Here is an 18,065-nt window from a genome sequence, read left to right as displayed (position 1 = left end):
GCCTTCCGGCCGGGTCTCGTCCGCGGGACGCCGTGCGCGACAAGGGCCGCTTCCCCGCCGCTCAGTCCTCGAACGCGTACGCGTCCATCGCCAGCGCGCCGTACGAGATCTCGTCGGTCAGCCGGGTGGCCGACGGGCCGCCCGCTCCCAGGGCCACGTAGAGGGGCATCAGGTGCTCGTCGTGCGGGTGCGCCCGCGCCGCGCCCGGGGCCTGCGCCTGCCAGTCCAGCAGCGCGGGCAGGTCGCGCTCCGCCAGCTTGCTCGCGTACCAGCCCTGGAAGGCGGGCACGTAGGGCACGGCCGGCGCGTTCTGCGGCATGCGGACATCGCGCAGGTTGTGCGTCAGCGAGCCCGACCCGATGATCAGCACGTCCTCGTCCCGCAGGGGCGCGAGCGCGCGGCCCAGCGCCAACTGCCCGGCCGCGTCGCGCCCCAGGTCCAGCGACAACTGCACCACCGGCACGTCGGCCTCGGGGTACAGGTAGCGCAGCGGCACCCAGGCGCCATGGTCCAGCGGACGGCGGGAATCCTGTTCGGCCGCGATGCCCGCCCCGGCCAGCAGCGCCTGCACGCGCGACGCCAGGGCCGGCGAGCCGGGAGCGCCGTACTGCAAGGTATAGAGTTCCGGCGGGAAACCGCCGAAATCGTGCCAGGCCACCTGGCGGTCGCGAGTGGACAGCGCCAGCCCCTCGCCCATCCAGTGCGGCGAAACCACCAGCACGCCCTTGGGCTTGCGGCCCTGCGCGGCGCTCCAGTCCGCCAGCGCGGGGCCGGTCAGGCCGGGCTCGACGGCCAGCATCGGGGATCCATGGGAAACGAAAAGCGTGGGCCAGCGCATGGCGGGACCTCCTGGTATTGAGTCGATGAAATCATTCTCCACTGTTTCCATTCAGCAATAAACCCCGTGCAAAGGGATAGTATGTTGCCGTTTTGGCACCAATCTCGCCGACCGCCCCGCAGGCGCCCCGGCCGGCTGCCCGCCGTGCCGCCCTGTCGCGCGGGCGTTAAACTATCGCGTTGCACACTTTCTGGACGTTCTCCGAAGTTATGGCCCGATCCCGCAGCCAATCCGCTCCCCGCATGACCCGTGACGCCACCCGGCTGGTCGCGCTGGCCCAGGCGCTCAACCGCTCGGGCAGCCGCCTGGAAGACGTCTTCTGGGAGACCCAGCTTGGCGAAGCGATCCCGAAGCTGCTCAAGGCAGGGCAGGACGCCCCCCTGGAAGCGGCCCTGGACCACCTCGCGCAAAGCGACGTGGGCGCTTACGAAGTGCTGATCGAACAGGCGGAAACCCTGTCCGAGTCGATGAAAATCGAAAAGAACGGCGTCCGCTACGACATCCTGCTGATCGTGGCGCCCATCGTCGCCTGGACCCGCTACGCCATCCCCACCGGCCCGATCTCCGCCAGCGCGCAGCAGGCCCTGATGGCGCAGTTGCACGGGCACGTCCTGTCCAGCAAGGCCCGCAGCGCGCTGATGCCCGTGCTGGTCAGCGTCGACCAGATGCCCCGCACCTTCTCGGAAACCTGGCAATGGCTGCAGCGCCTGGGGTCGCAGGCGCTGGGCGCCGAGACCACCAAGCCCGCGCTGAACACCGAGGCCGAGACGGCCAACATGCTGGCCGACACGCGCTACATCGTGGCCGCCGTGGCCGTGCCCGAAAACGAGCCGATCTTCCGCTGGCAGGAACAACTGGGCGAAGCTGAGGCCAGCCGCGACGCCAGCCAGGAACAATGGGCGGCCCAGGCCCAGCCCACGCTGGCCGCCCTGCTGCCCGGCTGCGGCTTCGAAGCCCTGCTGCCGGATGCCTATTACGTGAGCAACCGCGAGGCGGACCGGCGGGTGCGCCCCCTGTCGCTGCGCGCGGCGGTAAGCTGGCTCGAAGGCGCGGTCAGCCTCGAGGCCTCGCAACTGCGCGCGGTGGTGGCCGGCTGCGGCGAAAGCCGGATCGACGAATACCGCATCGGCTTCACGGCGCGCAGCAGCAACGACGTCTACTACGGCTGCGTGTGGCCGCTGTACGGCCGCGAGGAAGACCTGCCCGCGGACGAAGGCCAGCCCGACGTCATCGACGAGATCGCGGCCCTGCTCAAGGAATACGGCGTCACCGAAGTGCGCCGCATCCCCGGCGTGCTGCCGCCCGAGTATTGCGAGGATTGCGGCGCGCCCTACTTCCCGAACCCGCTGGGCGAACTGGTGCACGCCGAGTTGCCCGAGGACGCGGAAGCCTCCCCGGCCAAGTTCCACTAGGCCGCGATGCAAGCGGACATCTTCTGCCGGGTCGTCGACAACTACGGCGACATCGGCGTCTGCTGGCGGCTGGCGCGCCGCCTGGCGCACGGCCGCGGCTGGGATGTCCGCTTGTGGGTCGACGACCTGGCCAGCTTCGCCCGCATCCAGCCGGGCATCGTCCCCGGCGCGGCGCGCCAGCGGCTGGCCGGCATCGACGTCGTGCACTGGACCGCCAGCCCGGATCCGGCGCTGACGGCCCGCGACGTGGTGATCGAGGCGTTCGCCTGCGATCCCCCCGAGGCGTTCCTGGACAGCATGCGCCGCGCGCACCCCGCCTGGATCAACCTGGAATACCTGAGCGCCGAATCCTGGGTGGAAAGCTGCCACGGCCTGCCCTCGCAGCGGCCGGACGGGCTGGTCAAGCATTTCTTCTTTCCCGGCTTCACCGCCGCCACCGGCGGCCTGCTGCGCGAACCCGGCCTGTCGGCCGAACGGGACGCGCTGCAGGCGTCGGCGGACGCGCAAGCCGCCTTCCTGCGCACGCTGGGCGTCGGACCGGACCTGCTGTTGCGCCGCCGCGACGGCGCTCGCACCGTGTCCCTGTTTTGCTACCCCGCCGCTCCGGTAAAGGAGCTGGTCTGCGCCCTGTCGGCCGATCCGCGCCCCAGCGTGCTGCTGGCGCCCGAGGGCGTCGCGCCCGGGCTGGAAGCCGCCTGCGCCGCGCCTGGCGCGCCCCTGCTGGCCCGGCTGCCCTTCGTGGCGCAGCCGGACTTCGACCGGCTGCTCTGGTGCTGCGACCTGAACTTCGTGCGCGGCGAGGACTCCTTCGTCCGGGCCGCGTGGGCGGCGCGCCCGCTGGTCTGGCAGATCTACCCCCAGGACGGGAACGTCCACCTGGAAAAGCTGGAAGCCTGGCTGGCCCGCTATCCTGCCCCGGAAGCCGCCCAGGCCCTCATCCGGGCATGGAACCAGCCCGAGACCGGCCTGGCGGCCGGCGCGGTAGCCGCCGCCCTGGCGCCCGGTGCCTGGGACGCCTGGGCCGAGGCCGCCCGGAAATGGGATGCCAGCCAGGCGGCAAGGCCCGACCTGGCTGAAAATCTGGCCGATTTTTGCGCAGAGTTGGCCAAGAAACGTTAGAATAGAGAGTTTTCTGAGGACCCTGGAACTGTCGGGCCTCAGCTATGACGCCTCCCGGGCGTGTGCACGAAGCCGAAAACACTGGCCGCCGGCCAATGCGACAGGGCTTTCTGCTAGCACGGCGAGTGCACCTATCACCCCCGGAGTTTTATCGATGAAAACCGCTCAGGAATTGCGAGTCGGCAACGTGGTCATGGTCGGCAAGGACCCCCTCGTGGTCCAGAAGGCCGAATACAACAAGTCTGGCCGCAACGCGGCCGTCGTGAAGCTGAAGTTCAAGAACCTCTTGACCGCTTCGGCCAGCGAATCGGTCTACAAGGCCGACGAAAAGTTCGAAGTCGTCCAGCTCGACCGCAAGGAGTGCACGTACTCCTATTTCGGCGATCCGATGTACGTCTTCATGGACGAAGAGTACAACCAGTACGAAATCGAAGCCGAAAGCATGGGCGACGCGCTGAACTACCTGGAAGAAGCGATGCCCGTGGAAGTGGTCTTCTACGACGGCCGCGCCATTTCGGTGGAACTGCCCACGACCATCGTGCGCGAAATCACCTACACCGAACCCGCCGTCCGCGGCGACACCTCGGGCAAGGTGACCAAGCCCGCCAAGATCAACACCGGCTACGAACTGAACGTGCCGCTGTTCTGCGCCATCGGCGACAAGATCGAAATCGACACCCGCACGAACGAATACCGCAGCCGCGTCAACTGATCGGCGACGGACGAAAAAAAGCCAGGCTTCGAGCCTGGCTTTTTTTTCGTCCGGCACCTGCAACGACAGCCCTCGCAAGCACAGCCGCTCCGAGACGGGGCGCCCCCGGTGGGGCGCCCTCATTGCAGCCGTTCGTCGTCCAGGAAATCCGGCACGGCCATCACGTCGATGCCGTCTTCGGCCAGCGACGCGCGTTCTTCAGGCGTCGCGGTGCCGCGGATCGGGCGGTCATCGGCGTCGCCCTCGTGGATGCGGCGCGCCTCTTCGGCAAACCGCGGCCCGACGTTTTCGGTGTTGCGCAGCACGGCGCGCACCTGGCGCATGACGACCGCCTGCAACGCCGCCATTTTCTCGGCGTCGGAGGCATTGGACGGCACGGCGGGCCGGGCGGCCGGCGCATGCAGGTGGGCGACGTTCAGGCGCGGCGCCGACAGGCGCTTGGTGATGCTGGCCGAACCGCAGACGGGACACGTGACGAGGCCACGCGCCTGCTGCGCGTCGTAATCTTCGTGCGAACCGAACCAGCCCTCGAAGATGTGGCTGTGTTCGCACTGGAGGTCGAAAACTTTCAGTGCCATGGCATCTATATGGGGTGCAATAGGCAGAATACAAGAAAGCGCCGGCGGCCGGCGGCTTTACCTCATCCCGGCGGCCCAAGACAAAGCGGGCCCCCAGGCCCGCTTTCCCGGCGCCGCCGCGCCTACTTTCCGCGCTTCTGGGCGGGCGGTTTCGGCACCTGGGCCTGCTGGGCCTGCAAGGCGTCGATCTGGCGCTGCAGGTCGCGCAGTTGCTGGCGCACGTCCTTTTCCTGGCCGGCCAGCGCCGTGGCTTCCTGGCGCGATTGTTCCTGGCGCGCCGCCACCTGTTCTTCCTGCTGCAGGCGCAGGGCGCGGTCCGCCTGCAAGGTGCTCAATTCCGCGCTGCGGCTGGCCAGCAGCTTTTCGGCGTGCGCGTACTGGGCCTGCAGCTTGATCCGCTTGATGTCCACTTCGGCCAGGCTGGCCGATTGGCCGGCGAAGGCCCGGTACGTCGCCTCGGCCTGCTTGTCCGACTTGGTCTTCAGCACGCGCCAGAAGTCTTTCTGCTGGAACAGGGCGACGTAGTAGGTCAGGTCCTCGGGCTTGAACAGCAGGCTGGCGCCGTAGGTGCCGTTATAGGCCGTGCGCAGCTCCGAAACCTGGCGGTCCTGGATCAGGCCCTGCAGTTCGGCGACGGTGGACGACGCACGCTCGGCGAGCGCCGGCGCGCCCGCGGGCGGCGTCACGGGCTCGGACGCGGCCTGCGTGTCCTCCACCTGTTTAACCGTGGGCCGGGACGCCTCGGGCTGCGCGACGGCGCAGGCCGCCAGGCCGGAAAGGGCCGTGCCCAACAGCGCCATGCGTGCGGCGCCACGGATAAAGTGGACGTTCATGCCTACCCCAAAAAAATTGTTGCGAAACTATAGCAATTTATTTCGATCCGGGCAGATAGGGTTACCTTTGCCGCGGGACGGATTGTCGTTCTCTACGGGCGATTCCCTATTGCCTATTCACGATGCCTCCACAATGCCTTCGGCGGTTTCGCCCTGCCCCGCCCCCAGGTGCAGCTTGCGCATCTTTTCCCACAGCACCTTGCGGCTGATCCCCAGCGTATTGGCGGTGTCCTGCCGCCGCCAGCCGTTGACGTCCAGCGCGGCCAGGATGCGGGCGCGCTCGGCGCGCTCCGCGTCGGTGAACACGGGCGGTTCGCATTGCGAGCCTGCGGCGCCGAAGGCGCCCGGCGGCTCGGCGATCCGGTCGAAAATCCGTTCGATGCGGGGCTGGTCCCAGGCCTTGAATTGCCGCCTCATGATCGCCACGCGCTCGGCCACGTTGGAGAGTTCGCGGACGTTGCCCGCGAAGCGCGTGCGCGAAACGCGGTCCAGCAGCCACGCGGGCGGCTCGTCCTCTGAGCCCAGCCGTTCCAGCAAGGCCCGGAATATCGCGGCCTTTTCGGCGCCGCCGCGTTCCTCCAGATTGGGGATGCGCAGTTCGATGACGGCCAGCCGGTAGTACAGGTCGGCCCGGAACGCCTCCTGCCCCACGAGGGCGCGCAGGTCTTTGTTGGTGGCGGCGACCAGGCGGAAGTCCACGGGCACCTCCACCGTCGAACCCAGCCGCGTCACGGAGCTTTGTTCCAGGACGCGCAGCAGCTTGACCTGCTGATAGAGCGGCAGGTCGCCGATCTCGTCCAGGAACAGCGTGCCGCCGTGCGCCTGCTCGAAGTATCCCTTGTGCGCGCCGACCGCGCCGGTGAACGCGCCCTTGGCATGGCCGAAGAAATGCGCCTCGAACAGGCCCTCGGGAATGGCGCCGCAGTTGACCGCCACGAACGGGCCGTCGGACCAGGCCGCGCGGTCGTGCAGCAGGCGCGCGACACGCTCCTTGCCCACGCCGGTTTCACCGTGGATCAGCACATTGCTGCGGCAGTCGGCGAACAGGTCCGCCTCGGCCAGCAGGTTCCGCATCGGTTCCGACACGGCGATGAGCGGCTGTTCGCGCCTGGGCGCCGAACGGCTGAGCCGGTCCAGCGTGCCCAGCAGTTCGAACAGCAGCTTGCGCAGGTCCGACGCGGTGAACGACAGCGGCAGGGTGTACGAGTATTCGGGCGGGTAGTAGCGCGGATCGCGCCCGCGGGCTTCGGACGCCACCCAGATGACGGGCAGGCCCTGCGCGGCCAGCCAGTCGTAGCCGCTGAAGCGCGTGTCGCCCATCACCGACACCGACACCAGGGCCACCGCGGGCCGTCCCGGGTCCCGGGGCGGCGGGAACGCCGTGCCGGCGTCCGCCCGCAGCAGCGACACGTCCATGCCGGCCAGGCAGCGTTCCGCCCGGCTGGCGATGTCGGACGTGCCTTCCCAGACGTACAGGTCGAATTCGTCGCGAGTGAATTTCTGGCTCATGGCTTGGACCATGCGGGCAAGGAGGCAGCGGAGATCACGGTATTCATCATCAGTACACCAGGCGGGGCCGGCCGCAATCCACGGAAAGCAGCGACACGTCGGTCTGGCCCAGGCTCACGCCGAGCAGGGCTAGCGCCTGATTCAATAGAAGGGACAAGCTGTCCAGCAGAGGCTCCAGCAAAATCATGACGATCGACTGCAAGCCGGCGTTTGGATGGCCCGCGCCCCCGCCCAGCGCGTTGTCGGCGATGTAATTGATACGGCATTCGCGGATCTTCCCCTGATCCGGGAACAGCAATCCGCCGGCCAGATTGCAGGCAATGTCGGCCGTGGTGGTCGCCAACGCGTCCACCACCCCGCCCAGAAGATTGCCGACCAGTTGCAGGGTGCCGCCCAGCAGGCCGATCAGCCCGCCCGAGGCCAGGCGCGAATTCAGGCTGGTCGTATCGTTCTTCAGGCCGGAGAACACCTGCGCGATGGTCTTGCCCGCATTGGCGCCGCCGCCGCCCACCAGCGTCGCGGCCAATCCCTGGCGGTCCGTGGCGATCACATCGCCCAGGATGTCGTTGAGCAGTGTGCTCAGGACGCTGGACGCCAGCCCCGCGAGATCCAGGCTCGCGGCGTTGACAGTGGTGCTGGAATCCGGAGAAGGCGGCTCGGTCAGCGTCACGACCGTATCCTGCGATGAGCTGAACGCGAACACCGTGGCCTTGGCGGTGAACGGCACGCCCAGCAGCTTCAATATCTGATACCGCCCGATGGCGCCGGCCGAGCCGGGCTCGCAACTGTTCGTCAGCGACACGAATTCCGCCGCGGTCGCCCCCGCGCCCGGCATGCCGGGGAAACGCCCCACGCAGACATTGGCCGCCGACGCCGTCACCGCGATGGTCGCCTGCCCGGGCGGCAGCGACGCTTCGCACATATTTGTCAGGGTGGCGGTGGATCGCGCCACGTCGATGACGATAGGGATGTCCGCGGCCGTGCTCAGGAGGTTCCCCAGGAGCGGGCCCAAGAGCGGGATGCTGCTGGAATTGAGCCGCAGATACACGCGAATGCCGGCGCTGGTCGCGCTCGTGCCCTTGCCGCCGACTGCCACCGTGGGCGGCTCCACGATGCGGACCTTCGCCTCCAGGCCCGCCAGCGGCGCGCTGCCCAGCCCGAGGTCGATCAGGTTTTCGCCGTTGGCGACGGCCAGCGCGGTCTCGAGAAGATTGCGCGCATTCACCTTGGCCTGCAGCGCGGAATTCGCGGCGCCGCCAGCGAGGGACACGTCCATCACGCCGCCGCCGCCGAACAGCTTGACCGGCAGGTCCAGCGGCATCACGGCCAGGACGGTATTGATCGCGTCGGCCAACAGCCCCACGTCGGCGTTGGCGGTGCCCGTCTTGTCGATGACGGTCAGCGTGGCGTTCAGCAACTGGCCCAGGGTCAGGTTGTCGACGGCGGCCAATTGCTCGGGCGTGCCCACGCCGGTCGCGACGGATAGCGGCAGGCCCAGGGCCTGCAGCAGGCCCGCCGGCGTAATGTCGGCCGAAGCCAGGCCGGCCGCGTCCAGCACGTCCAGTTGCGCGGGCGAGGCGCCCGCCGACGCAAGCAGCCGCGACAGCAGGCCGCCGCGCTCCAGGCGCAACAGCCTCGATCCCACCGAGAAGGCCGCGACGGGTTGCGTGATGGTGGCCACCGCCGTGGCCGCGATCAGGGTGCCGCCGTCCGAGCCGCCTGAAAAGGCGGGGATGATGCCGACCAGCCGCTTGCGCACGCTCACGCGCATGGCGTTGAACGGTTCCCCCTCGGCGGCGTCGAACACATGCATCCCGGATGCGTCGGCGCGGCCGGAATCCCAGACCTTGCACTCGACGGTGATGTCGGCGTTCGTGAACGAATCGAATAGATCGGGCACGTTGCGCAGCGCCGAAATGCGGCCGGCGGTGACGGCCTGCGCGCAATCGGCGGCCGCCCCCAGGCCCAGCACCTGGACCGCCGACAGGGCGGCGAGGTCCGCCCCCTTCTGCATTTCGCGCTTCATGTAGAAGCCGTAGGCCAGTTGCACCGCGCCCAGCAGCACCAGCCCCACCAGGACCGCGAACACCACGGCCACGGTGACGCTGCCGCGCTGGCGCGGCAACGGAACGGGAGGCGAAGAAAAGGCGGGCATGATCTGGCGGCTGGGGCTGGGATCCCGGCCTCAATTGGTGTTCTTGGTTTCGACGCGCTTCTGCATCCATTCGGGAATGGGATGCTTGAAACTGTCCAGATAGCGGTTCCAGGCCGCGGTGGACACCGGGCCCAGGATGGGCAGCGCTCCGCCCGCCCGCCGGCCGTCGGCCTGCGCCGCCAGCAGGCCGCGCGTCACGTCGCCGAAGCCTTCGGGGGCCGCGGCCTGGGGCGTTGCCTGAGAGGCTGCCTGGGCGCCCGCCTGCGCCATGGCCGGCGCCTCCGCGGGCATCGGCGCGGATACCTGCTGCACCACGGGCCGGTCGGGCAGCGCGGCGGGCGGCGGCGCGGCGCCCGACATGGCGCCGGTCAGCGGCGCATTCGACTGGGCATGGCTGGCCGGCGCAGCCAACATGGCCAGCGCCATGGCCAGGGAAAACGAAGCGAGGTAGCGCGCGTGGGACATGGGAGTTTTCCTGAATATGGGGTTAGCGCACGATGGGCCCGTTGCCCAGGCCGTCCATCAAGGGGCTCATCATCGGCATGGCGGGGCCCGCGCCGCTGGACACGCGGGTAGCCGGCAGGTTGGCGGCGGGCAAGGGCGCGGGCGCGAGCTGGCCACGGATCTCGGAGGCCAGGCGCTGCACTTGCCCGCGCGCCTCGTCCCCCAACTGCGCCTGGTCCATCAGGCGCCGGGCCTTGACGGGGTCGCCCTCGACCAGCAGCAGCACCGCCATATTGGCCAGGACCCTGCCGTTCTCGGGCGCCAGTTCGGCGGCCTGTCCCAGCGGCACCCGCGCCCCGTTCAGGTCGCCCGCCCGCAATCTCGCGTAGCCCAGGTCGCCCAGGATGCGCGCGTTCATCGGGGCCAGCCTGGCCGCCCGCGCGAAGTCGTCGGCCGCCTGGTCGAACTGGCCCCGGCCGCCGGCGATCAGGCCCAGGCCGTGCCACCCCTCCGCCGCCTGGCCGCCGTGGGTCAGCGCGCGATAGGCCTGCTCGCTGGCCGCGGTCTGCCCGGTCTGCCGCAGGGCGTCCGCGCGCATGACCGCCACGCGGCTGTCGGCGCCGAACTTCTGCTGGTATGCGTCGATGTAGGCCAGGGACGCGAAGTAGCGTTCCTGGCGCTGCGCCTCGGCGATCATGGACAGCATCATGTCCGGTTCCCGCGGCCGGTTGCGGCCCTGGGCCTCGTCCTCTTTCTGGCGCGCCAGCGCCTGTTCCTGCTGCTGTTGCTGGATGAGCTGCCACGCGGATTCCGCGCTGTTCGTCTTGCATCCGGCCAGGCCGGCGACCGCCGCCGCCGACGCGGCCGCCAGCATCCAGCGCGCCGCGCCCCGCCGCCTTTCCATTGCGCCCGCCATCATGTTCCCCCCATGCGCGACAACGCGCGTATCACCGCGATGAATCCCGCTCCGCCCGTGATGATCAACAGCGCGGGCAGCAAGGTCACGATCATGACCCCCGTCATCTTGACCGTGGCCTTGCCCACCTTCTCCTTCAATTCCAGCCGGCGCGATTCGCGCAGCCGCTCGCCGAAGCGGTTCAGGGGCTCCTGCACCGCGCCCCCGTGCTGGTCCACCTGCGCGATCAGGCGGCAGATGGCGGAGAGGTCGTCGTTGTCGAAGCCCGCCGCCAGCCTGGCCAGCGACTGCTCGCGCGTCCTGCCGCGCACATACAGTTCGGACGCCAGGCGCAGTTCCTGGGACAGCACTGGCAGCACCTGTCCGAACTCCGTCACCAGCACCTGGAGGCTCTGGTCGATCGACAGCCCCACGCCCTGCAGCAGGCGCAGCAGGTCGACCAGCAAGGGCAATTCGTCGGCCGCCATGCGGCGGCGGCGCGCCACGCGGCGGCGCACGATCCACTTGGGCAGCATGTAGCCGATCGCGAACCCGAAAAAGGCGGCGACGAGCATTTCTTCCCAGGCATCGATATGGCGGTAGCGCAGGCCCGCCGCCACGGCGGCGACGGGCAGCAGCAGCGCCAGGCCGAAACGGATGGCGGCGAAGCGCGACCGGGCCGTGCCCGTGTCGGCGTAGCCCGCCATGTCCACCAATTTGCGGTCTTCGGCGGCCAGCAGCGTATCGGCCAGCCGGCCCTCGCTCAACCGCTTGCCGAACGAATCCGCCGCGCGCGCGGCGGCCGCGAACCTGCCCTGCCCGTCCTGCGCCGGCGGGACCGCGGCGGATCCGCCGCCCATCCGCCGCGCCGTCAGCGCCTGGTCCACGACCTGCCGGCTCCTGCTCTGCCCGCGCAGGCGCCGCAAGATGCCGATGCCCAGCACCAGCATCCCCGCGGCGACGAGCATCAACGCCATCGCCAGCACGGTGGAGACGTTCCAGGATTGCGGGATGTCCATCAGGCGCCTCCCCTCAAATGGACTTGGCCATGCGGTACAGCCAATAACTGCCGCCGATCTGCAGGCCCACGGCGGTCGCCAGCATCTTGAAGCCCGCGGGGTCGTGCCACAGCCCCATGAACAGATTGTTGTTCGCCACGATGATGAAGCCCGCGATCCCCACCGGCAGCAGCGCCAGGATCCAGGCCGACAGCCGCACCTCGGCAGAGCTTGCCGACAGTTCGTTGCGCGCCTGGGCCACGTCGCGCATGAAGGCGGCCATGCGTTCCAGCACCTGGTCGCTGCGGCCGCCGAAACGCATCGCCAGCGATACGACGGCGGCGATCATGTACAGCTCCTTCAGCCCGTACAGGCGCGACACGTGCACGAGAGCCGCGTCCAGTTCCTTGGCCGAGCGGCTCAGGCTGGCGGCCGTTTCCATCACCTCGCGCAAGGGTTCGTCCGTGTTGGCCGCCGCCGTCTGGAAGGCCGAGCCCATGCTGTTGCCGATGGTGACGAGGCGAACGATGTTGTCCAGGAACGCGGGCAACTGCGAAATCATCCGGCGCTGGCGCTTGTCGGCCCGCAGCCACAGCAGGAAATACTCCAGCACGGCCGCCAGCACCAGCGTCACCGCGCCGGACAATCCCCCCAGGAACAGCCAGGCCAGCGCCGCCCCGCCGACGGGTGCCGCCGCAAGGCGCAGATACAGCCCCGCGCTCTGGCGCACGCCGGCCAGCAGCAACAGGCGGTCCCATCCCAGCAGGCCGCTGCGCATGGCCCGCGAGCCCGCCGAAAAGGGCTCGCTCTCGCGGCGCGCGTCGCGGCCCCGGCTGAGCTGGTTCTCCAGAAACGCCGAACTCGCGGCGCGGCGCGCGCCGCTGCTGGCATGGCGCCACAACAGGACCGCTCCGACGGCCAGCACCGCCGCCAGGCTCGCCAGTACCAGGACCTGATCCATCAGCGCCTCCGGCTCCAGAATCCGCCCGCGCCGCCCCCGTCGGCATCGCCCGCCGCGGCGTCGTTGGCGCGCGCCTCGGAACGCATCTTGGCCAGCTTGGGCGTATGGGGATGGATGCCCAGCCACTTCCAGCGGTCCTTTTCCTCGCCCTCGGGCGTCATGAACGTCTCGTGGCGGTAAAGCTCCTGGGTGGAAATAACGCTGTCGCCCATGCCCGTGACCTCGGTCACCGACAGCACGCGGCGCTTGCCGCTGGACAGGCGGCCGATCTGCACGATGAAATCCAGCGCGCTGGCGATCTGCCGCCTCAGGCTGTCCTCGCTGCCCTGGAAACCGGCGAATCCCGCCAGCATCTCGATCCGGTAGAGGCATTCGCGCGGCGAATTCGCATGGATGGTGGCCATCGACCCCTCGTGGCCCGTGTTCATCGCCTGCAGCATGTCCATGACTTCCGCGCCGCGCACTTCGCCGACCACCACGCGGTCCGGCCGCATCCGCAGGCTATTGCGGATCAGTTCGCGGATGCTGACCGCGCCGCTGCCGTCGAAGCCGCCCTGGCGGGACTCCAGCCGCACCACGTGCGGGTGGTTGAGCGAGAGTTCCGCGGTGTCCTCCACCGTGACCACGCGCTCGGTCTCCGGAATGAAGAACGCCAGCGCGTTGAGCAGCGAGGTCTTGCCGGAACTCGTGCCGCCGGAGACCAGGATGTTGCAGCGGTTCTTCACTGCCTCGTGCAGCAGCCGGTAGATCTCTTCGTCGAAGGTGCCCAGGGTCAGCAGGTCGGCCGGCTTGAGCGGATCCTGGCGGAACTTGCGGATCGAGACCATGGGGCCGTCCACGGCCAGCGGCTCGATCACCACGTTCAGGCGGCCGCCGTCGGGCAGGCGCGCGTCCACCATGGGGCTGGACTCGTCCAGGCGGCGGCCGATCGGAGCCAGGATGCGGCGCACGATGCGCAACACGTGCTGGTTGTCGGTGAACCTCAGCGTCTCGCGGGCGAGCACGCCGCGGCGCGACACGAACACATTGTCGTAGCCGTTGATCAGGATGTCTTCCACGGCCGGATCCGCCAACAGATCCTCCAGCGGCCCCAGGCCCGCCAGTTCCTTGGTCAGCGCCTCGGCGATCTGCCGCATTTCGCCTTCGTTGATCGGCACCCTGCGCAGGCGCACGAAGCTCGCGACCTCGATGTCCACGAACTCCTGGATCGCCGAACGGGCCCAGCGGCCGAACTCGGCGCCCAGTTCCTCGATCCGGGAAAGCAGGTGCTCGTACGCCGCCGTCTTCACTTCCTGGAATCGGTTCGACGCCGAAAAGCCCTTGTCGCCGTCTCCGCCGAACTCTACCGTCGCTGTCATGATCATGTCGGATCCCGCCGCTGTCCGTCCGTTCGTCTTTCCGTTAACCGACCACCATCCGGCGATGCACGCCGGGCAGCCAGGTGGCCAGCCAGCCTGCCCGCCCGCCAGGCGGGTTCTCTTCCACGCACAGCTTTTCCGCAAGCGTCTGCACCGCGCGCACGTAGATGTCCCGCTCGGCTTCCTCGTGCAGCAGATGGCCCTGGTTGGTGCACACCATCAGGGCCAGCGTGCGGTCCGGCAGCGTGCCCACCAGCTCCAACTGGAAGCGCTCGGCGATCTGCTGCGCGGTCATGCCGTAGCGCTCGTCGTAGCGGTTGACGATCAGGCCCAGGCTGCGGCGTTCGACGTGCAACTGCTCCAGCTCCTGCAGCAGCCCCGCCAGCGACACCAGCGCGCCGACGCTCTGGTCGGTCACGATCCAGTTCTGCTGCGAGGCCCGCGCCAGCCCGGCCACGAACTCCGGATTGGTGAAGCCGCCCGAATCCGCGACCACCACGCCGAAGTGCTGGCGCATGCGCTCGAAGACCAGCAGCGAGTCGGACTGCGAGACATCGCGCATCTGCCCCAGGTCGCGGGGCAGGGACAGGACGCTCAGGCCGCTGGCCGTGTGCGGCATGGCCGATCCCAGCAGCGTGGAGTCCAGGCGGCGCAGATTGCGCGCCGCCTCGGCGAAGTCGAAATCGCCGCCAATGTTCAGATAGAGCTGGCAATCGCCCACCGGCCAGCCCAGGTCCATCAGCGCCACGCGGCTGGACAAGGGCAGCAAGTCCCCCGGCTCGGCCGCGTGGGCCTTGGGGGCCTTGCCCGCATGGGCGCCGGCGTGCGCGGCATGCACGTGCTTCAGGCGGTCCTGCACCATGCCGGCCAGGTGCACGGCCAGGGTGCTGGCGCCCACGCCGGGCCGTGCGCCCAGCAGCAGCACGCTGCGCCGCGAACCGTCCGCACGCGAGTCGCCGGGCTGCGCGTCCAGCAGCCTCAGCACGATTTCCTTGATTTCCTGCGGCGCCACCGTGGGATCCACGAAATCGCTGACGCCCGCGCGCAAGGCCGCGATGGCCCCTTCCGGCTGGCTCAGCAGCCCGACCGCCACCCGCGGCAGGCTCGGCGCAATGCGCGCCAACAGGCGCGCCAGTTCGGCGGACTTGAACAGTTTCCCGGGCTCGTCCCCGCTCAGGGTGAAATCCAGGAACACCACCTGCGGCGCTATTTCCGCCAGGCGCCGCGCCAGTTCTTCCGTGCCGGGCGATTCCTGGGTCAGCATCCCCATGTCTCCCAGCGCCTGTCCCAGTTGGGCGGCGACGTCCGCGCCCTGGGAGCAAAACAGAAACCGCCTGCTGTTTTGCAGGCCCACCCACTCGCTAGCATGTGTTTTCATATTGTTCACCGCGAAAAGCCCGGCATCTGCTGGCCGCCCACCGGGCCGGTCAGGTAATAGCCCCACGCATTGAAGCCGCTGTCCGCGCGCTCCTGTTTTTCCCCCGGCAGCGGCAAGGTCACGCCGCGCGCGATGGGGCGCACCAGGCGCGGCGTCACCACGATGACCAGCTCGGTGTCCTCCTGCTTGTAGTCCAGGCTGCGGAAGAACGACCCGATGATCGGCAGGTCGCCCAGCAGCGGCACCTTGCTGACCATCGCCTTGGTCTGGCGCGACACCAGGCCGCTGATCACGAAACTTTCGCCATCGCCCAGCTCGACAGTCGTATCGGCGCGGCGCGTGCGCAAGGCCGGGATGATCGAGGTGGAGTCCGGACCGTTGCTGATCGCGATGCCGTTGCTGTAGTCCAGTTCGCTGGCCTCGGGGGCCACCTTCAACGAAATGCGGTCGCGCGACAGCACCGTGGGCGTGACGGTCAGGCCGATGCCGAAAGGCTTGAACGCGACCGACACCGTTCCCAGCCCCCCGGACTCCGGAATCGGCAGCTCGCCGCCCGCCAGGAAGCTGGCGCTCTGCCCGGTCAGCGCCACGAGCGTGGGTTCGGCCAGCACGCGCGCCATGCCGTTGGTCTGCAGCAGGCGCAGGTTGGCGGAGAAATTGTTGGTGTCGTAGAACAGCGAAAAGCCGGACGCCGCCGCGCCCAGGTTTGCCGGGATCAGGCTGCTGGCCGCGCTCCACGGCCCGCTGCCTCCCGCGGTCCAGTTGATGCCGGCCTCCTTCATCACCGAACGCGACACCTCGACGACTTTGACTTCGACCTGCACGACGCCGCTGGTGCCGGCGGACGATACGTCCACCACGTTCTTCTCGCCGCCCACGGCGGCGGCGGCCATGGCGACGGAGGCGACCTGCCCCATCGGCGTTTCGGCATGGCCGGAGACCACGGCGCGGTCGCCCGCGATATCGATATTGGCCCCGCCTGCGATGCCCCGGCTGGCCAGCGCGCCCTGGACACTGCCGCCCACGCGCAGGTTCCAGACTTGCGGCGCGGGGCTGGCGCCGCTCCAGATCCGCAACTGCGTGGTGCCGGGCTTCTTGCCGTAGATCAGCAGCGAGCCCGCGCGCTTGCCCGAGGCGGGCAGGATCCTCACGTCGGCCACGTCGGGATCGCCGATCGCGATGCGCGAAGGCGCCGCGCCATCGAGCAGCAGCGTCTGCTGGCCCTTGACGGCCAGGGCAAGATCGCGGACGGGAGCCGGCGCGTCGGCAGCCGCCGCGGGCACGGCGGACTGCGCCAGGGCGATGCCGCCGCAGCCGATCGCCGCGATCGCCGACAGGCGCCGGATGAGAGAGATGCACTGAGGTTTCTTCATTGGACTGGATCTGGTCATAGGCAAGAGTCCAGCCGCGAGTGGCCCGGCCACGCGCGGCTGCGTTCAGTAGCGCACTCGTTCGGATTTGTCTCCACGCAGGATTTCGACCGTCCTTCCGCCCCCCGGCGCGCTGCGCGCGGCCGCGGCGGGCGGACGCGCGACGGCCGTCGTTCCATCGAGCTGGACCAGGCTTTCGCCGGCGAAGGCGCGGTTCGGCGGCTGCTTCAGCGCTTCGCGCTGCGCCGGCGTCAAATCGGCCCGGGCCGCCAGGACCGCGCCGCGCGGCACGAACAGTTCCGCGTCCGGCACGTTCTCGTCGCCCACCGGACGCAGCGCCAGTTGCAGCCGGCCCGCGCGGCTGGCCAGCATCAGTTCGTTGACCTGTTCGACCGGCACCGCCAGCATCGCCGTCTTCGCGGGCTGGCCGGACGCGCCCGGCTGTCCCGCCGTTTTTTCCTCCGGCCCGTCCACGGACGCCCTGCCGTATGCCAGCACGCGCACCTGGGCCTGCAGCAGGCGCGCCTGGGCGCCGGGCACCTCCTGTCCCTTGTCGATCATGAAGAACACATCCACCCAATCGCCCGGCGCGATGCGGTTGCCGCCGCCGGCCACGTCGTCCACCGCGATGGCGACGGCGCGTTCGCCCGGCTTGAGGTGGCGGGCCAGCCCCTGCGCCAGCAGGCTGGGCAGAATCGGGTCGCCCGCGGCGACGTCCACCTTCGTCACGGCGCCTTCCAGCGGGGCCACGGTCTCGTAGCCGCCCGACAGCGCCGCCTGCCACTGGGCCACCGCCAGCATCTTTGCGGCATCGATGCGCGTGCCGGCCGGCATCGGCTCCCTGGCCACGACGACGGGATGGAACTTGACCGGCGCGGCGGGCTGCGCCGCCTGCGGTGCGGGCGCGGGCGCCGGCGCGACGGGGGCCGGCGCGGAAGCCAGCCTCCAGGCGATGAAGGCCAGCACCAGGCCCGCCGCCAACAGCATCCCCGCGACGAACTTGCTCAAACCGCTCATGGCGCCCCCTGCGATATCTGTACGACGGCTTGCGAATGCAGCCGGGTGGGAATCCAGTTCCGCCCCACGCCGGGCAAAGCGGCGATCAGGCCCTGCAAGGTGGCCAGCAACGGCCAGGACTGGGTGTCGTAAGTCATGGCCACCGTGGCGCAATTGGCCTGCTGCCCTTCGGAGCCGACCCAGTCGCACGGCGCGCTGGAGGCCGCGCACGCCACGCCGGAGCCGGGCGAGAAGGCGCTCATCGCGGCGGAACACGCCGCGGACGGCGCATCGGCCTGGCCGCTGAACCGCGCGAAGACGGCGGCGCGCGCGCCGTCGGCCGACGCCGAGGCCAGTTGCTGCTGCATCCAGAACAAGGCGCCGAAGCCGAGCACGCCGCAGATGAACATCAGCAGCATGATCAAGGTCAGCGAAAATTCCAGCGCCGCGATGCCTCGCTGGGACCGGCGGGGGGAATGCGGCGCATGGAACCGGCAAGGCGCGCGCAT

17 protein-coding genes are annotated in these 18,065 nt (G+C 69.4%); 3 read left to right on the top strand and 14 right to left on the bottom strand.

Going from position 1 to position 18,065, the window contains the following annotated elements:
* Positions 1-61 precede the first annotated feature (61 nt).
* Positions 62-838 carry a DODA-type extradiol aromatic ring-opening family dioxygenase gene (locus AVE30378_RS05880; protein WP_165360104.1) on the bottom strand — a complete coding sequence of 259 codons (777 nt, stop codon included), beginning with the start codon at positions 836-838 and terminating at the stop codon, positions 62-64.
* 209 nt (positions 839-1,047) lie between these two features.
* On the opposite strand from AVE30378_RS05880, the gene AVE30378_RS05875 reads away from it, so the two are divergent.
* The 3 genes from AVE30378_RS05875 to efp all read left to right on the top strand — a co-directional run bounded on the left by AVE30378_RS05875 (position 1,048) and on the right by efp (position 4,081).
* Positions 1,048-2,250: a DUF2863 family protein gene (locus tag AVE30378_RS05875; RefSeq protein ID WP_129239834.1), complete on the top strand. Its 1,203-nt coding sequence runs from the start codon at positions 1,048-1,050 to the stop codon at positions 2,248-2,250.
* Between the two features lie 6 nt (positions 2,251-2,256).
* Positions 2,257-3,369: an elongation factor P maturation arginine rhamnosyltransferase EarP gene (gene earP / locus AVE30378_RS05870; protein ID WP_129239833.1), complete on the top strand. Its 1,113-nt coding sequence runs from the start codon at positions 2,257-2,259 to the stop codon at positions 3,367-3,369.
* Between the two features lie 154 nt (positions 3,370-3,523).
* Positions 3,524-4,081, top strand: a complete 558-nt coding sequence (efp, locus tag AVE30378_RS05865) for an elongation factor P (RefSeq protein WP_129239832.1) — start codon at positions 3,524-3,526, stop codon at positions 4,079-4,081.
* Between the two features lie 119 nt (positions 4,082-4,200).
* On the opposite strand, the gene AVE30378_RS05860 is transcribed toward efp, so the two are convergent.
* From AVE30378_RS05860 to AVE30378_RS05800, 13 genes are all read right to left on the bottom strand, one after another.
* Entirely contained in the window at positions 4,201-4,659 is a 459-nt protein-coding gene (locus AVE30378_RS05860) for a DUF1178 family protein (RefSeq protein ID WP_129239831.1), read from the bottom strand.
* Between the two features lie 122 nt (positions 4,660-4,781).
* Positions 4,782-5,492 (bottom strand): DUF2968 domain-containing protein, encoded by a 711-nt coding sequence (locus AVE30378_RS05855; RefSeq protein ID WP_129239830.1) that lies wholly within the window; start codon positions 5,490-5,492, stop codon positions 4,782-4,784.
* A gap of 117 nt (positions 5,493-5,609) precedes the next feature.
* Positions 5,610-7,001: a sigma 54-interacting transcriptional regulator gene (locus AVE30378_RS05850; RefSeq protein WP_129239829.1), complete on the bottom strand. Its 1,392-nt coding sequence runs from the start codon at positions 6,999-7,001 to the stop codon at positions 5,610-5,612.
* 49 nt (positions 7,002-7,050) lie between these two features.
* Complete coding sequence (locus AVE30378_RS05845) at positions 7,051-9,156, bottom strand: TadG family pilus assembly protein (RefSeq protein ID WP_129239828.1); 2,106 nt, start codon at positions 9,154-9,156, stop codon at positions 7,051-7,053.
* Positions 9,157-9,186: 30 nt separating this feature from the next.
* Complete coding sequence (locus AVE30378_RS05840; protein WP_129239827.1) at positions 9,187-9,621, bottom strand: DUF3613 domain-containing protein; 435 nt, start codon at positions 9,619-9,621, stop codon at positions 9,187-9,189.
* A gap of 22 nt (positions 9,622-9,643) precedes the next feature.
* The gene (locus tag AVE30378_RS05835) at positions 9,644-10,516 is read right to left on the bottom strand and encodes a tetratricopeptide repeat protein (RefSeq protein ID WP_425265777.1); all 873 of its coding nucleotides are present in this window, start codon (positions 10,514-10,516) and stop codon (positions 9,644-9,646) included.
* Entirely contained in the window at positions 10,516-11,514 is a 999-nt protein-coding gene (locus AVE30378_RS05830) for a type II secretion system F family protein (protein WP_129239826.1), read from the bottom strand. The genes AVE30378_RS05835 and AVE30378_RS05830 overlap by 1 nt, the downstream gene beginning before the upstream one ends.
* Positions 11,515-11,527: 13 nt before the next feature.
* A complete protein-coding gene (locus AVE30378_RS05825; RefSeq protein WP_129239825.1) occupies positions 11,528-12,454 on the bottom strand; it encodes a type II secretion system F family protein in 927 nt (308 codons plus the stop codon).
* Positions 12,454-13,818, bottom strand: coding sequence for a TadA family conjugal transfer-associated ATPase (locus AVE30378_RS05820; protein WP_129239824.1), 1,365 nt, complete (start codon positions 13,816-13,818; stop codon positions 12,454-12,456). Before AVE30378_RS05820 ends, AVE30378_RS05825 begins: the two co-directional genes overlap by 1 nt.
* 37 nt (positions 13,819-13,855) lie before the next feature.
* Entirely contained in the window at positions 13,856-15,199 is a 1,344-nt protein-coding gene (locus AVE30378_RS05815) for a pilus assembly protein CpaE (RefSeq protein WP_165360103.1), read from the bottom strand.
* Complete coding sequence (locus AVE30378_RS05810; protein ID WP_129239822.1) at positions 15,196-16,563, bottom strand: type II and III secretion system protein family protein; 1,368 nt, start codon at positions 16,561-16,563, stop codon at positions 15,196-15,198. Before AVE30378_RS05810 ends, AVE30378_RS05815 begins: the two co-directional genes overlap by 4 nt.
* Positions 16,564-16,626: 63 nt before the next feature.
* Positions 16,627-17,577 carry a Flp pilus assembly protein CpaB gene (gene cpaB / locus AVE30378_RS05805; RefSeq protein WP_129239821.1) on the bottom strand — a complete coding sequence of 317 codons (951 nt, stop codon included), beginning with the start codon at positions 17,575-17,577 and terminating at the stop codon, positions 16,627-16,629.
* Complete coding sequence (locus AVE30378_RS05800) at positions 17,574-18,065, bottom strand: TadE/TadG family type IV pilus assembly protein (protein ID WP_129239820.1); 492 nt, start codon at positions 18,063-18,065, stop codon at positions 17,574-17,576. The genes cpaB and AVE30378_RS05800 overlap by 4 nt, the downstream gene beginning before the upstream one ends.

Origin of the sequence: Achromobacter veterisilvae (genome assembly GCF_900496975.1) — a bacterium.
GTDB classification, from domain to species: domain Bacteria; phylum Pseudomonadota; class Gammaproteobacteria; order Burkholderiales; family Burkholderiaceae_B; genus Achromobacter; species Achromobacter veterisilvae.
This window is presented reverse-complemented; position numbering and strand designations above follow the sequence as displayed.